Raw genomic sequence first — 25,354 nt, 5'->3', positions numbered from 1 at the left:
GGCCCCGCCACCACCGGAGCAACCGACTCCACCCGCTCCTCTTCAGGAGCCTGCTCCAACACCACATGCGCATTCGTCCCGCTGATGCCGAACGAGGAGACGCCTGCCCGACGCGGTTGGTCGCTCTCGGGCCATTGCCTGGCCTCGGTCAGCAGCTCCACCGCGCCGGCGGACCAGTCCACGTGTGACGAGGGCGCGTCGATGTGCAGGCTCTTGGGCAGCACACCGTGCCGCAGGGCCATGACCATCTTGATGACACCGGCCGCGCCGGCCGCGGCCTGGCTGTGTCCGATGTTCGACTTGACCGTGCCCAGCCACAGCGGCCGGTCCTCCGGGCGGTCCTGGCCGTATGTGGCCAGCAGAGCCTGGGCCTCGATCGGGTCGCCCAGCGTCGTTCCCGTGCCGTGTGCCTCCACCGCGTCGACCTGAGCCGCGGTCACGCCTGCGTTGGCGAGTGCCTGGTCGATGACGCGCTGCTGCGAGGGACCATTGGGCGCGGTCAGACCGTTGGACGCACCGTCCTGGTTCACCGCCGAACCCCGCACCACCGCAAGGATCGGGTGACCGTGGCGCTCGGCGTCCGACAGCCGCTCGACCAGCAGGATTCCGGCGCCTTCGGAGAGCACGGTGCCGTCGGCGCCGGTGCCGAACGCCTTCACCTCACCGCTGCGAGCCAGGTTGTGCTGGCGGCTGAAGTCGACGAAGGTGACCGGGGTGGACATCACGGTGACGCCGCCGGCCAGCGCCATCGAGCATTCGCCGGAGCGCAGCGCCTGGATCGCGAGGTGCAGGGAGACCAGCGAGGACGAACAGGCGGTGTCGACGGAGACGGCCGGGCCTTCGAGGCCGAGCAGATAGGCCACCCGTCCGGAGAAAATGCTGCCGTCGGAACCGCTGCCCAGAAAGGCGGCCACTTCCTCCGATATGCCGGATACTCCGGTGCCGTAGTCGTGGTACATGACGCCGGCGAACACACCGGTTTTGCTCCCCTTCAGCGAAAGGGGATCGATTCCGGCACCTTCGATGGCTTCCCAGGAGACCTCCAGCATCAGCCGCTGCTGTGGGTCCATGGCGAGCGCTTCGCGCGGTGAGATGCCGAAGAATGCCGGGTCGAACTCCGCGGCCTCGTGCAGGAATCCGCCCTGCCGGACGTAGGAAGTACCGCGGCTTGCGGGGTCCGGGTTGTACAGCGCGTCGATGTCCCAGCCGCGGTCGGCGGGGAATTCAGTGATGCCGTGCTCACCCTGGGACACCAGGTCCCACAGATCCTCCGGTGAGGACACCCCGCCGGGGTACCGGCAGGCCATTCCGACGATCGCGATCGGCTCGGATTCGAGCTCCCAGACGCGACGGCGGCTCTCTCGCAGGTCGATCGCCGCCTGCTTCAGATACTCGACAAGCTTCTCGTTGTTCGTCACCTGCACCGGCCCCCTCAGGCTGGAAAGAAAGTTTTGGACAGAATCGCGGTCAGGACTTTCCGAACTCCTGGTCGAAGAAGTCCAGTAGTTCATCGGCGGAGGCATCCCGGATATCGCTGTGGGTATCGCGTTGATCCGTTGCCGAGCCGCCGTCGCGATACCTGCTCAAGGCCCGCTCAAGGCGTTTCGTGATGGTCGTTCGTTCACGGCTTTCCGTTTCCAGCGTCAGAAGAGCGTTTTCCAGCTTGGTGATGGTCGCCAGCGCCGTGGCGACCGCATCGGGTTCGTCATCGACGAGGCCGGTGAGAAGGTGGTTCGCCAGTGCCGCGGAGGTCGGGTAGTCGAATACCAACGTGGCCGGCAGCCGCAGCCCGGTCTCCGCATGGAGGCCGTTGCGCAGCTCCACCGCGGTCAGTGAATCGAAGCCCAGCTCGCTGAAGCTCTGATCCGCGTTGACCATGTCGGCACCGGAGTGCCCCAGCACCATGGCCGTGTGGTGGCGCACCAACTCCAGTACCACAGCGGCACGTTCGGCGGACGGCACCTCCGCCAGCCGGTCGCGCAGGGACTTCGCCGAGGCGGCCCCGGCACTCACCGTACGGCGGGCGGGAGCACGGACGAGGCCGCGCAGGACCGCGGGCACCTCCCCGGCCGCCGCCACCTTCCTGGCGTCCAGCGCGACCGGGATCACCACCGGAGTGCCGGCGGCGCCCACCACGTCGAAGAGCGCCACGCCCTCCTCCGAGGACATCGGCGGCAGCCCCTCCCGGTTCATCCGCCGCAGATCGGTCTCGGTGAGCTTCCTGGTGAGGTCGCTGCGCTCCGCCCAGAGCCCCCAGGCCAGTGACAGCGCGGGGAGGCCGTGGGCGTGCCGGTGCTCGGCCAGCGCGTCGAGGAAGGTGCTCGCCGCCGCGTAGTTGGCCTGTCCGGGCGCGCCGAGCACCCCGGAGGCCGAGGAGAACAGCACGAACGCCGACAGGTCCAGGTCCTGGGTCAGCTGGTGCAGATTCCAGGCCGCGTCGACCTTGGAGCGCAGTACGGTCTCGATCCGCTCCGGGGTCAGCGCGCCGATCAGTCCGTCGTCCAGCACCCCAGCGGTGTGCACCACACCGGTCAGCGGTGTGTCCGCCGGTATCCCGGCGAGCAGTGCGCCCAGCGCGTCGCGGTCGGCCGCGTCACAGGCGACCACCTCCACGTGGGCACCGAGCGCGCTCAGCTCCTCCTGGAGGCGCGGGGCCCCATCGGCTGCCGGGCCCCGACGACCGGCCAGAATCAGTCGCTTCGCACCGTGCTCGGCGACCAGGTGCCGAGCGACCAGACCGGCCAGCATGCCGGTGCCACCGGTGATCAGCACCGTGCCGTGACCGGCCCATACGGGTTCCCGGTCGGTATCCACCGGCCCGAACCGGGCCAGCCGGGGAGCGGTGGCGACCCCACCACGCACCGCCAGTTGCGGTTCCGCCCCGGCCAGCAGTCCGGGCAGGGCCCGCAGCGACGACATCTCGCCGTCGAGGTCGGCGAGCACGATCCGGCCCGGGTTCTCGGACTGCGCGGAGCGCACCAGACCCCAGACGGGGGCGAGTGCGAGATCCGGGCTCTCACCGGACACCGCGACCGCGCCTTGGGTGAGAACCACCAGTTTCGCGTCGGCGAACCGGCTCTCGGCCAGCCAGCTCTGCGCCGTCCCCAGCACCTGGTGCACGGCCGAGCGCACGGCATCCGGCACCGCGCCCCCGCCGGGCGCCGGGACCGGCAGCAGCACGTACTCCGGCACCGTGTCCTGCTTGCCGAGCACCGCCAGGTCCGCCGCGGTGCCGGCCTCGATCCCGGCGGCACGCAGGGAGCCGGCGAACTCGTCGGCCGCGGGCCCGACCACGGCCATGGACGTCTCGATGACTCGGCCGGAGCGGCCGGGCAGCTCCGTCCAGTCCAGCCGGAAGACCGCGTCCCGCCCACTGCCGGCCGCCCGCAGCTGGTCGGCCGAGACCTCACGCATCACCAGCGACTCGACGGTCGCCACGGGAACCCCGTTGGCATCGCTCACCTCGACCCGCACACCGCTCTCGCCGGCCTTGCTCAGCCTGGCGCGCAGCGCGGTGGCGCCCACCGCGTGCAGCTGGACCCCGGTCCACGCGAACGGCAGCCCCGGCCCCTCGTCGCCGTGGGTTTCGCCCAGGCCCACCGTGTGCAGCACGGCGTCGAGGAGTGCCGGATGCAGACCAAACCGGCCCGCCTCTCCGGCGGCTTCCTCGGGCAGGGCGACCTCCGCGAAGATGTCCTCCCCGCGCCGCCACGCGGCTCGCAGCCCCTGGAACACCGGGCCGTACTCGTAGCCCGCCTCGGCGAGCTCCCCGTAGAACCCGTCCGCCGAAAGGGCTTCCGCACCGGCCGGCGGCCAGGACTCATCGCCGCGCGCGGCCGGCGCGCCGGTGCCGACGGCCAGAACGCCGGTGGCATGCCGGGTCCACGGCTGGTCGGCCGCTGCGTCCTCGTCACGGGAGAACACCGCGAGGTTCCGGCGCCCGTTCTCGTCGGGCTCACCGACGGTGACCCGCAGCTGCACCCCACCGGTCGGCGCGATGATCAGCGGACTCTCCAGCGTGAGTTCCTCCAGCAGATCGCAACCCACCTGGTCCCCGGCACGGATGGCCAGTTCGACCAGCCCGGTGCCCGGCACCAGCACCGTGTCCAGCACGCTGTGATCGGCCAGCCAACGGTGCGTGGACAGCGACAGCCGCCCCGTGAACAAGAAACCGTCCGAGTCCGGCAACGCCACCGCGGCACCGAGCAGCGGATGGTCCGCCGCGCCCAGCCCCACCGAGGACACATCCCCGGCGCCGGACGAGGTCTCCAGCCAGTAGCGCTGCCGTTGGAAGGCGTAGGTGGGCAGGTCGATCCGCCGGCCGGCCGGGAGCAGGGTGCTCCAGTCCACCGGGACGCCATGCGCCCAGAGTCGGCCCAGCGATTGCGCGAACCGGGACCAGCCGCCTTCGTCGCGGCGCAGAGTGCCGGTGACGACGACGGGGCTGCCCGCTTCCTGTGCCGTGTCCTCGATTCCGGGCGTCAGTACGGGGTGCGCACTGCACTCCACGAAGACGCCGTGCCCGTCGGCGATCAGCGCCTGGACGGCCTCCTCGAACCGCACGGTGTTGCGCAGGTTCTCGAACCAGTACCCGGCATCCAGCCCCTCGCCCGCAACCACCGACGCATGCACCGCCGAGTAGAACGGGATACGGCCCTGACCAGGGCGCACCTCGGCCAGCACGGTCGCCAGCTCCTCGCGCAGCAACTCGACCTGCGCGCCATGCGAGGCGTAATCCACCGGAATCTTCCGCGCCCGCACCTCCTGCTCAGCGCACTCCGCCAGCAACTCCTGCAAGGCATCGGGGTCGCCCGAAACGACCGTGGCGGACGGCCCGTTGAGAGCGGCCACCGAGAGCTGCTCACCCCACTTGGCGATGCGCTCCTGCACTGCCTCGCGGGAGCCGGCGACGGAGACCATGCCGCCGCGCCCGGCCAACACCCGGCCGATGGCCTGACTGCGCAACGCCACCACCCGCGCACCATCACGCAGGGACAAAATCCCGGCGACGCAGGCCGCGGCGATCTCACCCTGCGAATGCCCCACCACAGCCGACGGCACCACACCGCAGTCCTCCCAGACCGCGGCCAACGACACCATCACCGCCCACAGCACCGGCTGCACCACATCAACCCGCGCCAGCATGTCCCCGTCGGACAGCACCTCGTCCAACTTCCAGGACACGAACTCCGACAGCGCCTCGCCACACTCAGCCATCCGCTGCGCGAATACCGGTGAATTGGCGAGCAGTTCATCCGCCATGCCCAGCCACTGCGAACCCTGGCCAGGGAACACCAGCACCGCACCAGAAGCTGCCGTAGCCGCCACACTGCCCTGGACCACACCGGCACCATCCAGGCCACCGGCAAACCCACCGGCCAGCCCACGCAAGCCGCTCAGCAACTGATCCTGATCGGCGCCGACCACCACGGCCCGGTGCTCCAGCTCCGCCCGCGAAGCCACCAGCGAGAACCCGACATCGGCCACTGACAGCTCCGGGCGCTCCGCCACAAAGGACGCCAGCCGGTCTGCCTGCGCGACCAACGCCTGCTCCGAACGCGCCGACAGCACCCACGGCACCAGGCCGGCAGACGTGCCCTCGGCAGGCGCGGTCGCTCCCGGTTCCACGGCCTCCGGATCGGCCACCGGAGCCTGCTCCAGCACCACATGCGCGTTCGTGCCGCTGATGCCGAAGGAGGACACACCGGCCCGCCAGGGTTCACCGGTTTCCGGCCACTGCCGGAGTTCGGTCAGCAGCTCGACGGTGCCGGCGGACCAGTCGACGTGCGGGGTGGGCTCATCGACATGCAGGGTCTTCGGCAACAGGCCGTGCCGCATGGCCAGCACCATCTTCATCACCCCGGCCATACCGGCGGCGGCCTGGGTGTGCCCGATGTTGGACTTGACCGAGCCCAGCCACAGGGGGCGGTCGGCCATCCGTTCCCGGCCGTACGTGGCTATCAGGGCCTGGGCCTCGATGGGGTCGCCGAGGGTGGTGCCGGTGCCGTGGGCCTCCACCGCGTCGATCTGATCGGCCGTCACTCCTGCGTTGGCCAGGGCCTGTTCGATGACGCGCTGCTGCGAGGGGCCGTTCGGTGCGGTGAGGCCGTTGGAGGCGCCGTCCTGGTTCACCGCCGTGCCCCGGACCACCGCGAGGACGGTATGGCCGTTGCGCCGGGCGTCCGAAAGCCGCTCGACGAGGACCATGCCGACGCCCTCGCCCCAGCCGGTGCCGTCCGCCGCCGCGGCGAAGGCCTTGCAGCGGCCGTCCGCCGACAGGCCGCGCTGCCGGGAGAAGTCGACGAAGGTGTCCGGAGTGGACATCACCGATACGCCGCCGGCCAGCGCCAGGGTGCATTCCCCGGTGCGCAGCGCCTGGATGGCCCAGTGCAGGGCGACCAGTGAGGAGGAGCAGGCGGTGTCGACGGTCACGGCGGGGCCTTCGAATCCGAAGGTGTAGGAGACCCGGCCGGAGAGGACGCTGCCCGCGCTGCCGGTCCCGACATACCCTTCGAGGTCCTCGGGGATCTGGCCGCTCGGCGGGGCGTAGTCGTGGTAGCTGACTCCGGCGAACACGCCGGTTTTGCTGCCGCGCAGGGTGGTCGGGTCGATGCCCGCGTTCTCGAAGGCCTCCCAGACGGTCTCCAGCAGGATCCGCTGCTGGGGGTCGGTGGCCAGCGCCTCGCGGGGATTGATCTCGAAGAAGCTCGCGTCGAAATCGGCGACGTCGTAGAGGAATCCGCCTTCGCGGGTGTAGGTCTTTCCGCTGCGGCCGGGGTCCGGATCGTAGATGCCCTCGATGTCCCAGCCGCGGTTCTCCGGGAAGTCGCTGATGGCGTCGCCGCCGGAGACCAGCAGCTGCCACAGGTCCTCGGGGGAGGTCACCTGCCCGGGGAACCGGCAGGCCATCCCGACGATGACGATGGGGTCGTCGTCGGTCGCCGCGGTGGTGGACCGCACAGCGACGGGCGCGGCCGAGGCGCCCAGCAGCTGTTCCCGCAGATGCCGGACCAGGGCGACGGGGGTGGGGTAGTCGAAGACCAGGGTCGCGGAGAGGCTCAGACCGGTCGCGGTGTCCAGGCGGTTGCGCAGTTCGACCGCGGTCAGGGAGTCGAAGCCGAGGTCGCGGAAGGCGCGGGAGGTCTCCACCGCGCCGCCGCCGGCGTATCCGAGGACCAGGGCGATCTGGGCGGTGACCAGGTCCATCAGGGCCCGGTCCTGGTCGGTCTGGGGCAGCCCGGCCAGCTTCTCCCGCAGGGAGTCGCCGGTACCGGCCCCGGTCGCCGCGGCGGTGCGCCGGCGGAACGGGACCAGGCCGTGCAGCATCGGCGGGAAGTCACCGGTGACAGCGAGGACGTTGATGTCCAGGCGGACCGGCACGACCAGCGGTGCGCCGGAGCGGACGGCGCCGTCGAACATCCGCATGCCCTCGTCGGGGGTCTGCGCCACGATTCCCTTGCGGGCCATCCGCCGCAGGTCGTTCTCGCCGAGGCCGCCGGCCATCCCGCCGCCGTCCTGCGCCCACAGGCCCCAGGCCAGCGAGACACACGGCAGGCCGAGGCCGTGGCGGTGTTCGGCCAGGGCGTCGAGGAAGGCGTTGGCCGCCACGTAGTTCGCCTGTCCGGGTGCGTCGAAGACGCTGCACGCGGCGGAGAACAGGATGAACGCGGACAGGTCGAGGTCACGGGTCAGCTCATGGAGGTTCCAGGCCGCGTCCACCTTGGGCCGCAGCACCTTGTCCATGCGCTCCGGGTTCAGCGAGGCGAGGACGCCGTCGTCCAGGACACCCGCGGTGTGCACGACCCCTCTCAGCGGGGCGTCGGCCGGGACGGTGGCCAGCAGCGCGGCCAGCGCCTCCCGGTCCGCGGTGTCACAGGCGGCGATGGTCACCCGCGCGCCGAGTGCGGTCAGCTCGTCGCGCAGTTCCGCGGCGCCTTCGGCGGCCATACCGCGCCGGCTAGTCAGCAGCAGATGCCGGACGCCGAGGTCGGCCACGAGATGGCGGGCGGTGATCGCGCCCAGGCTGCCGGTGCCGCCGGTGACCAGCACCGTGCCGTCGGCGGTCCACACCGGCTCCGGTTCCCGCTCGGGAGCGGGCAGTTGGGCGAGGCGGGGTGCCGAGACGACACCGCCGCGGATCGCCAGCTCCGGTTCCCCAGCGTCGGTCACCACGGGCAGCACGTCCAGGGACCGGGTGTCGTCGTCGAGGTCGACGAGGACGAGCCGGTCGGGGTGCTCCGACTGCGTGGAGTGCACCAGGCCCCAGGCCGGTGCCGTCACCAGATCGACGGGTTCCTCCGCCACCGAGACCGCGCCGCGGGTGAGCACCACGAGCCGGGTGTGGGCGAACCGCTCCTCGGCCAGCCACCACTGGAGGCGGGCCAGTAGCTGATGGGTGGTTTCCCGTACGGCATCGGGCACCGCGCCGGACGTGGCCCCGATGACCGGCAGCACCACGGTGTCCGGCACCGGGGCGTCGGTGTCGTCCGGGTCGAGGACGGAGGCGCCCAGGGTGGCGGCGAGCGCGGGATCGTCGCCGAGCACCGCCCAGGAGCCGCCGGTCCGTTCGGCGACCGGGACGGGGGTCCAGTCCAGCCGGTACAGCGAGTCCGAGGGGCTCGCGTCGGTGGCGAGTTCGTCGGTGGTCACGGCGCGGCGGGTGATCCGGTCCACGGAGGCGACGACGGCGTTGTCGGCGTCGGCGGCCACTACGGAGAAGCCGTCCGCACCGGCCGGGGAGATCTTGACCCGCAGGGTGGTGGCGCCGACGGCGTGCAGCCGGAAGCCGGTCCACGAGGCGGGCAGCCGGGGGCCGTCGGTGGCGGACTCGGCCCGGTTCAGGGTCTGGAGCACGGCTTCCAGCAGGGCGGGGTGCAGTCCGTAGGTGTCCGCCTGGGCGGCCGGTTCGTCGGGGAGGGCGACCTCGGCGTACAGGTCCTCGCCGCGCCGCCAGGCCGCGCGGACGCCCTGGAAGACCGGCCCGTAGCCGAATCCGGCCGCCGCCAGCTCGTCGTAGAGGCCCTCCACCATGAGGGGTTCGGCGGCGGCCGGGGGCCAGGCGGTCTCCGGGAAGACGGGCGCGGGCGAGGTGCCCCCGGCGGCGAGGACACCGGTGGCGTGCCGGGTCCAGGGCCGGGTGTCCTCGGCGTCCTCGGGCTTCGAGAACACCGAGAGTTCCCGTCGGCCGTGCTCGTCCGGCGCGTCCACGGTGAGCTGGATCCGCACCCCGCCGCGGGCGGGCAGAACCAGCGGGTCGAGCAGCGTCAGTGCGTCGATCAGCGTGCAGCCGGCCTGATCACCGGCCTGGACGGCCAGCTCGACGAGGGCGGAGCCGGGCAGCACGACGGTGCCCAGGACGACATGGTCAGCCAGCCAGGGATGGGTGGCGAGGGACAGCCGGCCGGTGAGGAGGAAGCCGTCGGAGCCGGGCAGCGGCAGCACCGCGCCGAGCAGCGGGTGGTTTCCCGCCCCGAGCCCTGCGGAGGTCACATCCGCGCCTCCGGCGGTGCCCTCCAGCCAGTAGCGGCCGCGCTGGAAGGCATAGGTCGGCAGGTCCACCCGCCGTCCACCGGGCAGCAGGGCGGCCAGGTCCACGCGGACACCCCGGGTCCACAGGCCGGTCAGCGCCTTCAGCAGTGCCTCGGGGTCGGCGAGCGGTGTGCGCAGGCTCGGCTGGAAGGTGACGGTGTCGTCCTCGGGCAGGCAGTCGCGTCCCATGGCGGAGAGCACGCCGCCGGGGCCGAGTTCGAGGAAGGTGGTGACGCCGTCGGCGTGGGCGGCCTGGATGCCGTCGTGGAAGCGGACGGCTTCCCGGACGTGCCTCACCCAGTACTCCGGGTCACGGAGTTCGGCGGGGTCGGCGAGGCGGCCGGTCACGTTCGAGACCACCGGCAACCGGGGCTCGGCGTAGGTGAGCTGCTCGACGACGGCGCGGAACTCCGCCAGCATCGGCTCCATGAGCGGCGAGTGGAAGGCATGGCTCACCCGCAGCCCCTTCACCTTCCGGCCGTGCGACTCCAGTACCGCGACCACCTGCTCCACGGGCTCCGCGGCGCCGGAGAGCACCACCGATGCCGGGCCGTTCACCGCTGCGATACCGATCCGCTCGCGGCCCTCCAGGAGCGCGCGCACCTCGTCCTCGGCGGCCGCCACGGACACCATCACGCCGCCGCTCGGCAGGGCCTGCATCAGCCGCCCACGGGCCGCGACCAGCTTCGCCGCGTCGGCCAGCGACCAGACACCCGCGAGATGGGCCGCGGTGACCTCACCGATGGAGTGGCCCAGCAGCACGTCCGGGACCACGCCGTAGGACTCGACGAGCCGGAAGAGGGCGACCTCCAGCGCGAACAGCGCCGCCTGCGCATACTGCGTCTGGTGGAGGAGTTCCTCCTCGCCGCCGCCGGGCGCGGCCCAGACGACCTCGGTCAGCGGGCGCGGCAGCAGACCGTCGAACTCCGCGCACACCTCGTCCCAGGCCCGCGCGAACACCGGGTACGCCGCGTGGAGTTCGCGGCCCATGCCCAACCGCTGTGCGCCCTGGCCGGTGAACAGCGTGGCGAGCCGTCCCTCGCTCACGGCCCGCGGCTGCTCGGTGTCCTCGGCCAGCGCCCGGATTCCGGCGAGCAGTTCTTCGCGGTCGGTGCCGGTCACCGCCGCGCGATAGTCCAGTCCGGCGCGCGTGGTCACCAGCGAGAAGCCGAGGTCGACCGGGTCCAGTTCGGGACGGGACGCCACATGGGACGCCAGGCGTCCGGCCTGGGCGGCGAGAGCCTCCCGGGAGCGGGCGGACAGCACCCAGGGGACGAGCCCGGTGCCGGACGCCGCGGTCGCCGGTACGTCCTCCGGGTCCGCCGGCTGCGCGTCGTCCGGCTCCGGCTCCGGTGCCTGCTCCGGTGCCTGCTCCAGTACGACATGCGCGTTGGTGCCGCTGATCCCGAAGGAGGACACCCCGGCCCGGCGGGGGTGTCCGGAGTCCGGCCACTCGCGTTCCTGGGTGAGCAGCTCCACCGAGCCGGCCGACCAGTCCACATGCGGCGAGGGCTCGTCCACGTGCAGGGTCTTCGGCAGCACCCCGTGCCGCATGGCGAGCACCATCTTCATCACCCCGGCCACGCCCGCGGCGGCCTGGGTGTGCCCGAGGTTGGACTTGATCGAGCCCAGGTAGAGCGGCTGCTCCTCCGGCCGGTCCTGCCCGTACGTGGCCAGCAGTGCCTGCGCCTCGATCGGGTCACCCAGCCGTGTGCCGGTGCCGTGGGCCTCCACCGCGTCCACCTCGCCCGTGGACAGCCGGGCGTTGGCCAGCGCCTGCCGGATCACCCGCTGCTGCGCGGGGCCGTTCGGCGCGGTCAGCCCACTGCTCGCACCGTCCTGGTTGACCGCGGAGCCCCGCACCACGGCAAGGACCGGATGGCCGTTGCGCCGGGCGTCGGACAGTCGCTCCACCAGCAGCACACCGGCGCCCTCGCCCCAGCCGGTGCCGTCCGCGGCCGCCGCGAACGACTTGCAGCGGCCGTCCGCGGCGAGACCGCGCTGCCGCGAGAAGTCGATGAAGGTCTCCGGGGTGAACATCACGGTCACCCCGCCGGCCAGCGCCATGCTGCATTCGCCGGCCCGCAGGGCCTGAATCGCCCAGTGCAGCGCCACCAGGGAGGAGGAGCAGGCGGTGTCCACCGTCACCGCTTGGCCCTCCAGGCCGAAGAGGTAGGCCACGCGGCCCGAGACGACGCTGGAGTCGGCACCGTTGCCCTGGAACGCCGCGATGTCCTCGGTGACGCCGGAGACACCGGAGCCGTAGTCGTGGTACATCACGCCGGTGAACACGCCGGTCTTGCTGCCCCGCAGCGAGGTCGGGTCGATTCCGGCGCGTTCGATGGCTTCCCAGGAGACCTCCAGCAGCAGCCGCTGCTGTGGGTCCATCGCCACCGCCTCGTGCGGGGAGATGCCGAAGAACCCCGGATCGAACTCCGCCGCCCCGTGGAGGAATCCGCCCTCCCGGGTGTACGAGGTGCCGATGTGCTCGGGGTCGGGGTGGTACAGCGAGTCCACGTCCCAGCCGCGGTCGACGGGGAACTCCGAGACACCGTCGGTCCCGGCGGACACCACGTCCCAGAGTTCCTCCGGCGAGGACACCCCACCGGGATAGCGGCACGCCATTCCTACGATGGCGATCGGCTCGGACTCTTTCCGCTCGGTTTCGGTCAGCCGGGCCCGGGTATCCCGAAGCTCGGCAGTTGTCCGCTTGAGGTACTCGAGCAGCTTTCCCTCGTTGTTCGCCACCGTATTCCACTCCACTGAATCGGTCGGAGGACCTTTACGTCGATGACACCGAAAGACACCGAACGCCACGACACCGGTACGGCGCATACGGCGGCGGCAGACCCTGCCGCGCCGGGCGCCGCATCATTCACCCTGATCAGGGCGCGCATTGAGGCCGAGCAGTCGGCTTCCCAAGAATTCCAAGCTCGACAGATCCCCCTTCGACTCACTGCGGGCCACGCTACGGAATCGCCGGTGGGTACTCCAACCCCTAGCCCTCCCCTAAGGGATATCGCGCAACCCTGAGATAAGGGTGGGGCGATGAGGGCTGATCAGGGGTTGATACGGCGGTCCCGGTCGGGGTCGCGGTGAATTACCCGGTGTACGGGTGTGAAGCGGAGAAGTTCCGCGCGTGGATACGGGCCGCAAGGAAGATCGGGTGGCGAAATACCGGCCGCTGCTACCGCGCGCTCCGGGGCCGCCGACCACCCCACGGCCGTACCGCTCAGCAGTGACGTCGCGGCCATTTCCCCTGCTCACGACACCAATGGAGACATGGGCGCCCCTGGGCACCAGGGGCGGGCAGCGAGCGGAGCGCGCGAAATCCCACTTCTCTTGCGACTGTCAGGTTAGAGCCGGGATCCGCGCCCCGGCTACCCCTATCCGGTACCCCCGAACCCCCTAATTTTGCGCCATGCATCGGCGTCCGATTGCTCCTCACATCGGTGACAGGCGAGGAGCGGACCGGATACGCTGAAGCCGCTGGGACCGTCATCCGGAACGGTGTTGACGACCACAGCACGAGACTTGGGGAGGATTCATATGTCCAGGGGGGCAACCGGTGTCCGTGTCATCGCGTTAGCAGTGGTACTGCTGACCGCGGGATGCACGGACAAGGGGCATTCCAATAAGGCGTCCGACATCAAGGACAAAGCCTCGGCCTGTGTGAAGGCACTCCGGATCGTCGATCTGGTGCCGGACCCGAAAAAGGCCGAGGACTACGAGAAAAGGGGCAAGGAATTACGCGAGCTGGCGAAGGACGTCCGTGACCGTGATGTCGCGAACGCCATGCGCCAGGTGGCCCATCAATACGGCATGGCACGCACGGAGGCCGCCCGCGATTTCGGCCGGGTGGCGGTATGGGTCAAGGCAACCGTCACCAACATCAAAACACTGAAAAAGGTGTGTGCCTGACCATGGGCCGGACTGAAGCGCAAGCCGGGGGCTCCCCCACCGCGCCCGCCGACGAGCGAGACTCCGGCAGGGCGTCGCGGACCGCCGTACTCTTCCCGGGCATGGGCCGGTTCGATTTCGCGAGCGCCGGCCGGTTCCTGGTGCTCGACCGGTATGCCCGCGTCCGGCTCGCGGTCGCCGACGAGGTGCTCGGCTACTCCGTACTGGAACGGTTCCACGACGCCGGCGCCGACTACTCCGAGTACGCCCAGTTGGCCTTTCTGATCGCTTCGCTCGCCGCCGCGGACCGGGCCGAGGACCGGTTCGGTATGCGGCCCGACGTCTGCGCCGGGGCCAGCTTCGGCCAGAAGGCGGCGGCCGCGTACGCCGGTTCGCTCGATTTCCCCGATGTCGTACGGATGACGGCGGAGCTGGCGCGCTGCGAGAAGGAGTACTTCACCACCGAGCACGCGGACGTGGTGACGCACGCCGTGTACCGCGTCCCGGACGAGGAGTTCCACGCCCTGCTGGACGAAATGCGGGCGCGGGGCGACTGGTTCGAGATTTCCGGCGAGCTGGACCGCGGGTTCTACATGGTCTCCCTGCCGGAATCACGGCTGGAGGATTTCATCCGGGCGGTGCGGGACCTCGGCGGATACTCGATGTACACCATGCGCCCGCCGGTGCATGCCCGGGCGTTCGGCGCACTGCGCCGCAAGGCGGAGGCCGAGGTCTTCACCCAGTACCGGATCAAGGCACCCCGGCTCCCCGTCATCTCGGACGCCGACGGCACGGTGGTGGAGACCGCCGAGGCGATGCGCACCATGCTGCTGGACACCTTCGACCGGGCGATCTGCTGGCCGGCCATGGTGACCTCGATGGCCGGCCTCGGCGTGGACACCCTGCATGTCACCGGCGCCGATGACATGTTCCACCGGCTGAACTGCACCGTCCGCGCCTTCGACGTCCTCACGGTCAACCCGAAGAACGCCCTGCGCCCGGGGCCCCCGAAGCTCCGCAGCAGGGCCGCCTGAAGCCGGCCCGATGAGGCGGTGCGGTCCCCCGCACCGGGCCCACCGGGCCGGCCCCCTAGTCCAGGTTCGCGCTGTTCAGGTAGGCGAGGACCGCGAGCACCCGGCGGTTGGTGTCATTGGAGTTGGTCAGATTCAGCTTGCCGAAGACGCTGGCGATGTGTTTGCTCACCGCGCCTTCGCTGATGTAGAGGCGGTGCGAGACCGCCGCGTTGGAACAGCCCTCGGCCATCAGCTCCAGGACCTCCCGTTCCCGGGCGGTCAGGGTGCCCAGCGGCTCCTGATGGGCGTTGCTCTCCACCAGTTTGGAGATGACCTCCGGGTCCATCGCGGTACCCCCCTCGGCGACCCGCCGCAGCGCGTCGACGAACTGCGTGGCGTTGAACACCCGGTCCTTCAGCAGATATCCGATGGCACCGGACCCGTCTGCCAGCAGTTCGCGCGCATAGAGCTGCTCGACGTGCTGGGACAGCACCAGGACAGGCAGACCGGGGATCCGCCGGCGGGCCTCGTGCGCCGCCTGGAGCCCCTCGTCGGTGAACGTGGGCGGTAGCCGGACGTCCACGATCGCGACATCGGGCCGGTGCTCCTGCACGGCCGTGAGCAGCTCCGGGCCGGTCTCGACCGCGGCGACCACCTCGAAGCCGTGCGCGGTGAGCAGATGGGTCAGACCTTCGCGAAGCAGGTAGAGGTCCTCTACGAGGACAACACGCACGGAATCTCCAGAGTGACTGTGGTGGGGCCGCCAAGTGGACTGTGCACGGCGAGACTTCCGTCGAAGGTAGCGAGCCGCCGCTGGACGCCGCGCAGCCCGCTGCCCTTCGCCGGATCGGCGCCCCCGACCCCGTTGTCGGTGAGCGCGATCCGCAGCTGGTTCGCCGTGTAGCGCACCTCGATGTGCACACGGCCCGCGTCGGCGTGTTTGGAAACATTGGTGAGGAGTTCGGACACCGCGAAATAGGCGGCGGATTCGACCGGGCGCTCGGGGCGGCCGGGCAGATCGATCCGCAGACCGACGGAGAGCGGTGAGTCCAGGGCCAGTCCGCGGATGGCGTCGGCGATACCTCGCTCGGCGAGCACCGGCGGGTTGATGCCGCGGATCAGATGGCGTAACTCGATGAGCGCCTTCGCGGAGGCTTCCCTGGCGGTCCCGACCATCGTCTTGGCGGCCGCCGGGTCCCGTTCGATGAGTGCCTCGATGGCGCCCAGTTTCATCCCCATGGCCACCCACTGCGCCTGCGCCCCGTCGTGCAGATCGCGTTCGATCCGGCGCAGCTCCGAGGAGAGGGTCTCCCGGGCCTCCATCCGGGTCTCGGTGAGTTGGTCCACCCGGCGGCCGAGCAGCGCCGACTTGGTCGGCCCGAGCAGGAGCCAGCTCCACAGTCCGTGCAGCCGCAGCAGCGGGATGGCGAGCAGGCTGCCGGTCAGGGTGCCGATCACACCGATCAGGGGGGCGGTGGCGATCGGGTAGTCGCCGAGGACCGGGACGCCGCGGGTCAGCAGGGGCCAGCTCTCGAAGGTGTGGAAGTCGACGAAGAGCTGAAGCAGCGAGGCCCAGGCCCAGGACCAGATCAGGCCGAAGAAGCAGTATCCGGTGACCAGCACGGGGACCGCGGCGAGCAGCACCCCCACCACCGGGTCGAGCAGCAGCCACAGCAGGTCCCGCCAGGTGGCCAGGTCCCGGGCGTTCTGCCGGTACCGCAGGGACCGCAGCGCCATCTCCGGGGTGCGGTACAGCGTGCGGCCGATCTGGTACGTGCCGTCGGGCCGGGGTGGTGGCAGCACCGGTTCGGGCAGATAGGGCCGGTCGATCCGGATGCCGGTCCACTCCTGGATCTGCTGCCGGCGCCAGGAGGTGAGCTGCCGGCCGGCGACCAGCACGGTCGGCCAGGCCCACAGCAGGATCGGCACCATCGCCAGCAGATGCATGAGGGCGGCGGCCAGTTCGGCGACCGCGAGCCCGGCGGTCAGGGCCAGCCGCCAGGTGGCGAGCCCCCCACGGCCGATCCGGATCAGCGCACGGCGTATTCCGGAGTCGGCGGCGGACGCGAGGAGTTGGCAGGTCCAGCGGCCGTGCAGATGGAGCAGGGCCGGTCCGAACCCGAAGCCGGCCAGTGCCGTCGCCACGGCGAGCGGGACGGTGATCCCGGGGTGTCCGGGCCAGTACCACGGGGAGGTGGCGCCCACCACGACCAAGGTGAGCGGCAGCAGCGCCGTGAGGCTTCCGGCGATGGGGTTGATCAGCATCCACAGGATGTCCCGGGAGGTGGCCGGGTCCTTGACCAGCCAGTCCCAGCGCCGTTCGTAGGAGAGCTTCTTCGGGGTCAGGTAGAGCCGGTTCTTGTAGCGGTACCAGCCGTCGGGTTCGGGTTCGGGTGGTGGCGGCGGGGGCTGGTACGGCACCGGGATGTCCACGCCGCACCACCGGCCGGCGAGGGCGCGGTAGACGTTGAGCGGATCGCGGTACCACTGGGCGAGCGACTGGATGCCGAAGAGCGCGCCGAGGCCGACGGCGGCCAGCATCGGCCCGGCGGTGAGTCCCAGCCCGAAGAGCACAAGGCCGCGCAGGGGCGCCCAGAGGTGCCGTCCGAACATCGTTCTCCCCGTGTTTCCGATGCCCCCGGCGGGAGCGTTCGCCGCCTGCCACAATACCGACCGGAGGCAGCGGTTCCCGGTTTCTTTTGGCCGACACCCCTCGCCTCAATAGGGAGGCATTGGCCGGGAATCGATCCTCAATTCCCGGGGCCCGTGCGCTCACCGCGATCCGGGGCATATCCGCGCCGCGTGCCGTAGCGGATCGGTCCCTTCCGTACGGCCGTCCGGATCACCGCCGCTCTCCGCCCCACCTCCCAACAGCTGGCTGGAAAAGGCGCCTTGGCCCTTCCAGGATGGCCAAGTGAAGCCGCCGCCGGCACTTTGTCCCCGGAGTTGGGATCATCTCTCCGCGGTAAGGAATGAGATATCGGGTAACCGGGGTAGAGGTAGCTCCACCCGTCGTGTGGCCGTAGCTTGATTCACGGAATGGACCGCCACGGCATATTTTCTGCATACGACGATTCACGATGCGCAAAGGTCCATACCGATTCCCCTCCCTCATCGCCAGGAGGTATTCGATGCGGTCGTCGCGCGGTGCATCCGTCGCACCGGCCCGGGTCTACGGTGTCGGCGTCTGCGCCGGTCACCTCGTCGTGCATGACCCCCTGACCGGTACGACCCACCACCGGAACCGGCTGATCACGGTGGGCCGCACGATGCTGCGGGCGAGTGAGGTCGCCTCGCACCCCGTGGCCGATCTGGCGGCGCTGGGCGGCTCGTCGGCCCTCGGGGTGCGCTGGTCCCCGGTGGTGCAGCGCGATCCGTCCCCCACGTGGGTGCCGGCGGATTCCGTGCACCGCCGTGCGGCCCGCGCGCTGGCCTGCGCCGGGCTGCTCACCGTGGACCTGCACGAGGTCGATCCGCTGCCCACCCCCGATCTCACCGATATCGCCGGCCATCTCACCGATGACGGCTGCACGGTCAGCCTCACCACCGAACGCTGCCCGGCCGAGCGCCACGCGGAAGCGCTCGCCGACTGCGTCGACGCGCTGCGCATCTGCGTGGACACCGCGGTCACCCGACGGCATCGATTAGGGCCCGACGAGCGCGAGCGCCGTCTCAGATCCCTGGTCTCCGGTACCCGTGCCATGGTCGCGGTCGGGCTGCCCACCCAGCTCTACACCCGCGTCATCCCGCCCCCGCCGGGGAACGCCGCGACCCGGTGGCTGGTCGAGCTGGCGGATGCCGTCGGCGCTCACGGGGTGACCTTCGCCCGCCCCCAGGAGGACGGCACGCTGGCGATGCCCGACCCGGCCGACTGGGGCGCCGACGCCCCGCCCTGCGGAACCCTCAAACCGCTGGACGTTCCACTGGACACGGTGTGTCTGCGCGCCGGTGTCTGAGGAAGCCGTCCGCCGCGCCCGTACCGGCACGCGGCTTCGACTCCCCTCCTGCGCCCGGACGTTGGCGCCGTGTCCCCCGTCGGTCAGGCGATATCCGCGATATCCGCCGGGAGCCCGACCGGCAGATCCGCCCGGCGCTTGATGTTCAGCTTCCGGTACACCCTCGTCAGATGCTGCTCCACGGTGCTCACGGTGATGTGCAGCTTCCGGCCGATCTCCCGGTTCGTCCGCCCCAGCGCGGCGAGCGCGGCCACCCGGCGCTCGGCCTCGCTCAGCACGGCCATGCCCTCGGCGTCCTCCCACTGGCTGGTGGCCGGCTCACTGTTCAGCGGCTCCCTGGTGGCGAGCAGCTGATGGGACAGCTGCTCGGCATGGCAGCTCTTGGCGAGCTGCAGCGCCCGGCGCCGGATCAGCTGGGCCCGGTCCAATTTGCCGAGGATCTGCCAGACCTGGCCGAGTTCGACGAACGCCTGAGCCAGCTGGTAGCGGTCCCCACCGGCCTGCAACAGATCGACCACCTCGCCGAGCAGCGGCAGTCGCTGTTTGAGGTCGCTGACCGAGGCGAGAATGCCGAGGGAGATCCCGCGCATCCGGGTGGAGTCCGGCCCGATCAGGCGGAGTTGATCCTTGATGAGCTCCCTGGCCCGGTCGGTCTGACCCACCCGGACCAGGGCCTGGGCCAGGTCCCCGCGCCAGGGCAGCGCCATCGGGTGATCAAGCTTCCACTTGACCACGAGATCACCCACCGCCTCGAAATCCTCCAGCGCGGCATGCGGCCGGTCCGTCGCGAGATGGAAATGCCCCCGCGCCGTCCGGTACTGGAGCCCGTAACGGGTGTCCATCATGGACTGCGGGATCATGTGGTCGAGGAATACCTCGGCCCGGGCGAAATGGCCGCGCATCGTCGCGGCGTGTACCGCGTGCGACAGCGGTGAACCGATCGCCACGCCCCAGCTGCGCGCGGAGAGGGCCGTCAGAGCGCTGCAAGCGTCCCGTTCCGCATCGGCCAGATCACCGAGCCGGAGGCTGACCGCGGCCCTGGTGTCCAGCAGCACCCCGCGCCATGCGGCGGCATGCTGGCCCTCGGCCTTCTGGAGCAGCTCATTGCACCAGTACATCGCGCGCTCGAACCGCTCGGCAGCGAGGAGTTCATGGAGCGCGGAGATCACGGATGCCAGCGGGGTCTCCCGGACCCGGGCCCTTTGCAGCACCTGCTCGGGCCCGTCCACGGCCGGGACGTTCGCGGTGCCACGGGGAAGAACGGCGGTGTGTGGCCGGCGCACCGGGCCCGGGGAACTCATGGGTTCGGCCATCGCGGCGTGCCGTTCGACCTGGGCGAAGATCTGCGGATGCCAGCGGGCGAGCCACTGGCGGGTCAGTCTCCGTTCCGCCGGATCGCGGGAGCCCTCGCCCTCGGGCAGCGAGCCCACGCATTGCAGCGCGCGCACCGCTTCCTCGGGGCGGCCGTGCCATGCCAGCGAACGGACCAGCCGCATCACCTCACGGCAGCTGAGCAACTCCTTCTCCAGCGCCGTCTGCAAGGGGCCGTGGTGCCGGGTCGCGGCCGCGGGGCTGATCGTCCACTGCACCCAGGCGAGCCGCGCGGTGAGCATGGCGCGCTTGTGCTCGTCGCCGCAGGAACGGCTGGCGAACTCCAGGTACTGCACGGCCTCCGCCACCTTGCCGCCCGCCAGCGCCTGCTCCGCGTGGGCCAGCGCCTGGTCGGCGGCGGCATGCAGCACCCGCACGGCCCAGGGCTCGTCGGCCTCGCCGGCGGCCAGCAGGTAGCCCACCACGTCCGAGGGAGCCACGCCGTCGTGGTGCAGCAGCTCGGCCGCGCGGCGGTTCAGTGCGGAACGCTCCTCGGGCGTGAGTTCGTCCAGTACGGCGGTCCGGGTGCCGTGGTAGCGGAACTGGTTGTCGGTGGTCAGCCCCGCCAGTTCCAGGGTTTCCAGCGCACCGCCCACGACCGACGGCCGGACGTCCAGGAAGCGGGCCAGCAGCGCGGGGGCGGCGAACTCGCCGAGCACCGCGACCGCCCGCGCCGTCCGCAGCAGTTGCGGGCCGCCGCGACGCAGGATCGCCAGCACGGCCCTGGTGAAGGCCGGCCCGGCGACCGGTTCGACCGCCGCTCCGGCGGCCGCTTCCTGGTCGGGGGCCAGACTGTCGTCGATCAGGGCGTGCGTCAGCAGGGGATTGCCACCGGTCACGGCGTAACTGCCGGGTGTCTGCTGATCGGCGACCGAGGGGTCCAGCCGCTGCGCGAGAAGCTGCCCGACCCCTTCCGGGGACAGCGGGGACAGCGTGAACTGCCGGGAGTACGGCTGCCTGAGCGCCTCGGCGACCAGCTCGGACGGCGGTTCGGTCCCCTGGCTGAGCAGCAGCAGCACCCGCGCGGTGCCGATCCGGTGCTGGAGGTAGGTCAGCACGTGCAGCGAGGCGCTGTCGGCGAACTGGTGATCGTCCACGGTGATCACCAACGGCCCCTGCCTGCTCAGTTCGAGCAGCCCGACGCACAGGTCGTGCGCGGCCCTGGTCCCGGACTGCGCGGAGGACGGTGCTTCGCTCCCCACCTGGGGCGTGGTCAGGCCGGCCAGTCGGGACAGCGTTTCAGCGGCTTCCGGCGGGGTGGTCGCCCCGCTGAGGAACTGCTCGATCACACCGAAGCGGAGCGATTGCTCAGTGGGCGCGCCCGAGGCCCGCAACAGCGTGGCGCCGGCCGCTACCGCATGCTCCTCGAACGCCCTGAGCAGGGCCGTCTTACCGCTGGCGATTCCCCCTCGTAGCACCGCTACCTTGCCGGACCCTTTGGCGCTGTCACTCAATGCGGCGCGCAGCTCCGACAGCACTGCTTCTCGTTCCACTAACCCCATGCAGCTCTTCCTCCCCGAAGAAGAACCCCGGACGTACCTCTCCTGCCCGGGGCAATGCACATTCCCCACACGATTCACTTGGACGACGGCGGTGCCGGGCGGCGCGAGCGCCACACCGCTCACCGGAACACTCATGGTCATCAACATTTTCCCGCCGTCTGAAAAACAGGTCACCCCGCCGGTCCGGATCCCCGGAGTGCGCACGAGGCATAAGGATCCAGCAATGAAGAGGTGTTGATTTCACACCGAGCACGCAGCTGAAATCTGACCGCCGAGTAAATTCGGCAAACGTTGATCAACCGCAGTTGTAAAACTTGACTCAGGAGTCAATATCGCATCTCAGAAATCACACAAAGCAAGAAGGCGACCTCGCCTCCGGAGGCACGATTCCACGCCGCATGATGCTCACCGCGGGGGTGGAAATTCCAACTCAAAAGCGCACGGAAAGCGGATTTCCGGCAGGAAGCCCGGCCCTCCGGATGCCGAAAATGTGCACTTGAAATCCAGGTCAGAGAATATCAAGAGACATTAAAGTCGGCGTTTTTATGTCGCAAAGGCACTACCGCCATAATATGAACGATCACCCCCCTGGGGTTCAAGCGGGTCCGACGTGACGGCAGTCACATCGAGGGCACTAAGTGTACGCCACCGGCCGGCGTGACATTCTCGCGAATTTTGGCATCCGCCCCGGGCCAGACCGCCACGGAATTTCAGGTTCCGGGAGCCGGTGGACCGTCACGGAATTCATTATTCCGCAGTTCACATTGCTGCTACCTGCGCAAACAGGAACCGCCCGGGCCATCCGGAACACCGCGTTCGACCACCGGAACTACCGCTTCCACTGGCGGTCGACGACGCAACGCCGCCAGATGTTCACACGACGCACCGACCGCGCTTCTCGGCCTTCCCTGCCTTCCGCAAGGCTTCCTGAGTATGAGTCACGTAAAAGTGCGCCTGAGCAACCAATAGGAGGCCGCGCACCATCAGCGCAGCCCACCGGCCGAAACTCCGGCAACGCCCGGGGGATGAGCAGCAGCACATGACTCCCCTCGACCGGCGGGACACTTCTCCGCACCGTCACGCCCTGACCGCCCCACCCATCGGCACAATCCGCGGCAGGGCGAGGGAAGTTGACGTGGCAGTGCTTGACCCTGCCTTGACTCTCGTACATGCGGCGCTACCCAGAGTAAGTGCAGAACTGACCTGTGAGTAACCCGCAAAAGCCAGCTCGTGCCGCCGGCCCGACGCCGGCACGGGTCGCGCTACGAAGGAGGCCAGGGGCGGTGCACGGGCGTCTGAGCCGGTAAGGCGGAAGATGGCCGAAAGGAATTACCGGGAGGGGCGCGGCGCGACGTATCACGGCCGCCGGGCAGGAAGGTGAACCACGCGGAAAACCGGCAGGCGGAATTGCTCAGCGAAAGCAAGATCAAGCATGCTGCCCTCCGCGGTGACACCTCGAAGGCCGCGGTGACGGCGGGCAGGCCACGGCGCACACGACCGCGCGCACGCCGCTCTCCCCTCATTCGCCGGATGCCTTGGCGCGCGGCGACGCCGATACCCGCTGCACTCCGCGCAACGTCCCTGGTGGGCCCGGCCCGCAACGGAATTCCGACCGGAACGCCACGAGTCCGGGGCGGCAAGAGAAGGGACCTTAGGGGTGCGGATAAGGGTTCCCTCCCCGCGCCCCCGCTTCCAGACTCGCCGTAGGTGAGGCACGTGCCCTGCCCTGTCGGCTGGGCGGCTCCCGCAGGTTTTCCGTAGTGATGCCGCATGTGAGGTCTGCCCACGAGGAAGGAAGCGTGCGACCAGTGAACGCAAAGATCTTTGCCCCTGACTCGGTGCGGACCCTGTCCGAATTCGAGCAGGACGCACTCCGCATCGCGCAGGTGCTCGGCGAGCGGGGCGTCGGCCCCGGGGACCGGGTCATGCTCAAGGCCGGCAACTCGCCCGCCTGGGTGGCCACGCTGCTCGGACTGATGCACATAGGCGCCTCGATCGTGCTGGTCGACCAGCAGGAGCATGCGGAGCCGACCCGTCGGATCATCCTGCGGACCGGTACCAAGCTGGTCCTCAGTGACGAGGACTCGCCGCTCGACATCAGCCAGGAGGCCGTGCATCTCTACGAGTTGCTGGTGTCCGCCGCCGGCCGGCAGGTCGCGGGCGAGCGGCTGACCGTCGACGCCTGGTGCGAGCTCCCCGACGGCCTGATCATGTGGACCTCCGGCTCGACCGGCACCCCCAAGGGTGTGGTCAAGTCCGGCCGCAAGTTCCTGAAGAACCTCGAACGGAACGCGGCACAGGTCGGACATCGGGAGGACGACGTCCTGCTGCCGCTGCTGCCGTTCGCCCACCAGTACGGCCTCTCCATGGTGCTGATCGCCTGGCTGAAACGGTGCTCGCTGGTGATCGCCCCGTACCGGCGGCTGGACCGCGCCCTGCTGATGGCGGAGGAGTCAGGCGTCACGGTCATCGACGCCACCCCGTCCAGCTACCGCAGCATGCTCAACCTCGCCTCGCGGAAGCCGAGTCTGCGCCCCGGGCTGGCGCGGGCGCGGATGTTCTGCGTCGGCGCGGCCCCCCTGGACGATCCGCTGGTCGGGCAGTACGAGGCGGAGTTCGGACGGCCGCTGCTGGACAGCTACGGCAGCACGGAGCTGGGCAATATCGCCTTCGCGACGCCGGACAACCCGGTGGCGTGCGGGCAGGCGATGGACGGTATCCGGGTGCGCGTCGTCGACGACGAGGGCCGGGCGGTCCCCACGGGCGAGCCCGGCGAGGTGGAGGTGAACACCCCCGACGCACTGGAGGGTTATCTCGCCGAGGACGGCACCCTCCAGCCCGCCCCCCAGGGCTGGCAGCGCACCGGCGATCTCGGCCGGCTCGACGCGGATGGCAATCTCATCGTCCTCGGCCGCAAGTACGCGGTGCACCGCAAGGGGTACACCCTCTACCCCGAACTGATCGAACGCAGCGTGGCGTCACAGGGCTGCTCCGTCAGGATCGTCGCCCTGCCCGACGAGCGGCGCGGCGCCCAGCTCGTCTTCTTCGTGGAGGACGACAAGGGCCAGGAGGACGCGTACTGGCGCGAGCGGCTCTGTGGCATGCTGGCCGCCTACGAGCACCCCGACCGGGTTGTCGTGCTCGAACACTTCCCGCTCAACCGCAACGGCAAGCCGGACAAACGGCAGTTGGAGCATCTCGCCCGAGCCCGCGGCCGGTGAGCTCGCCGCCGGCGGCACCGGCACCGCCGGCGGGTGTCATCCCCGGAGGACGTACGCAGTGAAGATCGCCTGTCTTCAGACCGTCTGTGGCCCGACGGACCTCCCGCAGACCCTCGACAGGCTGCGGGACGCCGCGGGCAAGGCGGCCGCCGAGGGCGCCGAGCTGCTGCTCGCTCCCGAGATGACCATCGGCGGCTATCCGCTCCTGCACACGGCCCTCGCGCAGTCGGCCGGCACCGCGGAAGGGCCGCAGTGCGCCGCGGTCTCCGAGATCGCGCGGGAAGCCGGCATCGCGATGGCGCACGGCTGGCCCGAGCGGGACGGTGCACACCTCTACAACGCGGTGCGGCTCGTCGGCCGGGACGGGCGGCCGCTGGCCGTCTACCGCAAGGCACATCTCTACGGCCGGGCCGAGCACGAGCTGTTCACCCCGGGCGGCAGCGGCGTGGTCCAGGCATCCCTGGGGGGCCTGACGGTGGGCATGCTGATCTGCTACGACGTCGAGTTCCCCGAGGCCGTACGGGCCCACGCGCTCGCGGGCACGGATCTGCTGCTGGTCCCCACGGGCCTGATGAGCCCCTGGGATTTCGTCGCCCGGACCCTCGTACCCGCCCGCGCCTTCGAGAGTCAGCTCTACGTCGCCTACGCCAACTGGACCGGCGAGCACGGCGGCCTCCGTTTCTGCGGCCGGACCACCCTCGCCGCCCCCGACGGCACGGTGCAGTCCCTCGACCCCGCCGCCGCCTCCGACGGGGACCAGCTGCTGTTCGGCGAGGTGGACCCCACCACCCTGGCCTCGGCGCGCCGCACCACGACCTACCTCAGCGACCGCCGCCCGGAGCTGTACGGGGGCTGACCGCGGG

The 25,354-nt window shown here is 70.4% G+C and carries 10 protein-coding genes; 5 read left to right on the top strand and 5 right to left on the bottom strand.

The annotated features are described in order from the left end of the window. On the bottom strand, positions 1 to 1,418 hold a 1,418-nt coding region (locus ACZ4XD_RS29520; RefSeq protein ID WP_468046997.1), incomplete at its 3' end, for a type I polyketide synthase. 49 nt (positions 1,419 to 1,467) lie between these two features. Continuing rightward, positions 1,468 to 12,276: an SDR family NAD(P)-dependent oxidoreductase gene (locus tag ACZ4XD_RS29515; protein ID WP_468046996.1), complete on the bottom strand. Its 10,809-nt coding sequence runs from the start codon at positions 12,274 to 12,276 to the stop codon at positions 1,468 to 1,470. A gap of 843 nt (positions 12,277 to 13,119) precedes the next feature. Between ACZ4XD_RS29515 and ACZ4XD_RS29510 the strand changes: the two genes are divergently transcribed. Both ACZ4XD_RS29510 and ACZ4XD_RS29505 read left to right on the top strand, forming a co-directional pair. Continuing rightward, the gene (locus ACZ4XD_RS29510; protein WP_468046994.1) at positions 13,120 to 13,449 is read left to right on the top strand and encodes a hypothetical protein; all 330 of its coding nucleotides are present in this window, start codon (positions 13,120 to 13,122) and stop codon (positions 13,447 to 13,449) included. A gap of 101 nt (positions 13,450 to 13,550) precedes the next feature. Next, a complete protein-coding gene (locus ACZ4XD_RS29505; RefSeq protein ID WP_468046992.1) occupies positions 13,551 to 14,462 on the top strand; it encodes an ACP S-malonyltransferase in 912 nt (303 codons plus the stop codon). 55 nt (positions 14,463 to 14,517) lie between these two features. Here ACZ4XD_RS29505 and ACZ4XD_RS29500 read toward each other — a convergent pair whose 3' ends face one another. Further along, on the bottom strand, positions 14,518 to 15,174 hold the full coding sequence (locus ACZ4XD_RS29500) for a response regulator transcription factor (RefSeq protein WP_406473771.1): 657 nt from the start codon (positions 15,172 to 15,174) through the stop codon (positions 14,518 to 14,520). Further along, positions 15,156 to 17,054, bottom strand: coding sequence for a sensor histidine kinase (locus tag ACZ4XD_RS29495; RefSeq protein WP_468046990.1), 1,899 nt, complete (start codon positions 17,052 to 17,054; stop codon positions 15,156 to 15,158). The genes ACZ4XD_RS29500 and ACZ4XD_RS29495 overlap by 19 nt, the downstream gene beginning before the upstream one ends. A gap of 518 nt (positions 17,055 to 17,572) precedes the next feature. Here ACZ4XD_RS29495 and ACZ4XD_RS29490 point away from each other — a divergent pair. After that, a complete protein-coding gene (locus ACZ4XD_RS29490; protein ID WP_468046988.1) occupies positions 17,573 to 18,397 on the top strand; it encodes a hypothetical protein in 825 nt (274 codons plus the stop codon). Between the two features lie 83 nt (positions 18,398 to 18,480). Here ACZ4XD_RS29490 and ACZ4XD_RS29485 read toward each other — a convergent pair whose 3' ends face one another. Beyond that, positions 18,481 to 21,261, bottom strand: coding sequence for a helix-turn-helix transcriptional regulator (locus ACZ4XD_RS29485; protein WP_468046986.1), 2,781 nt, complete (start codon positions 21,259 to 21,261; stop codon positions 18,481 to 18,483). Positions 21,262 to 23,078: 1,817 nt separating this feature from the next. On the opposite strand from ACZ4XD_RS29485, the gene ACZ4XD_RS29480 reads away from it, so the two are divergent. Both ACZ4XD_RS29480 and ACZ4XD_RS29475 read left to right on the top strand, forming a co-directional pair. Next, positions 23,079 to 24,491, top strand: a complete 1,413-nt coding sequence (locus tag ACZ4XD_RS29480; protein ID WP_468046984.1) for a class I adenylate-forming enzyme family protein — start codon at positions 23,079 to 23,081, stop codon at positions 24,489 to 24,491. A 58-nt stretch (positions 24,492 to 24,549) separates the two neighbouring features. Then, on the top strand, positions 24,550 to 25,347 hold the full coding sequence (locus tag ACZ4XD_RS29475) for a carbon-nitrogen hydrolase family protein (RefSeq protein ID WP_468046982.1): 798 nt from the start codon (positions 24,550 to 24,552) through the stop codon (positions 25,345 to 25,347). Positions 25,348 to 25,354: the final 7 nt, after the last annotated feature.

The sequence above is a fragment of the Streptomyces sp. NPDC029466 genome (genome assembly GCF_055574515.1).
The sequence above is the reverse complement of the archived record's forward strand: the minus strand, read 5'-3'. Positions and strand labels throughout refer to the sequence as shown.

What these genes read in the sequence shown, in the direction of transcription:
- ACZ4XD_RS29490 (WP_468046988.1), top strand. Translation starts at nt 17,573, where the DNA reads ATGCGGTCGTCGCGCGGTGCATCCGTCGCACCGGCCCGGGTCTACGGT.
- ACZ4XD_RS29505 (WP_468046992.1), top strand. Translation starts at nt 13,551, where the DNA reads ATGGGCCGGTTCGATTTCGCGAGCGCCGGCCGGTTCCTGGTGCTCGAC.
- ACZ4XD_RS29495 (WP_468046990.1), bottom strand. Translation starts at nt 17,054, where the DNA reads ATGTTCGGACGGCACCTCTGGGCGCCCCTGCGCGGCCTTGTGCTCTTC.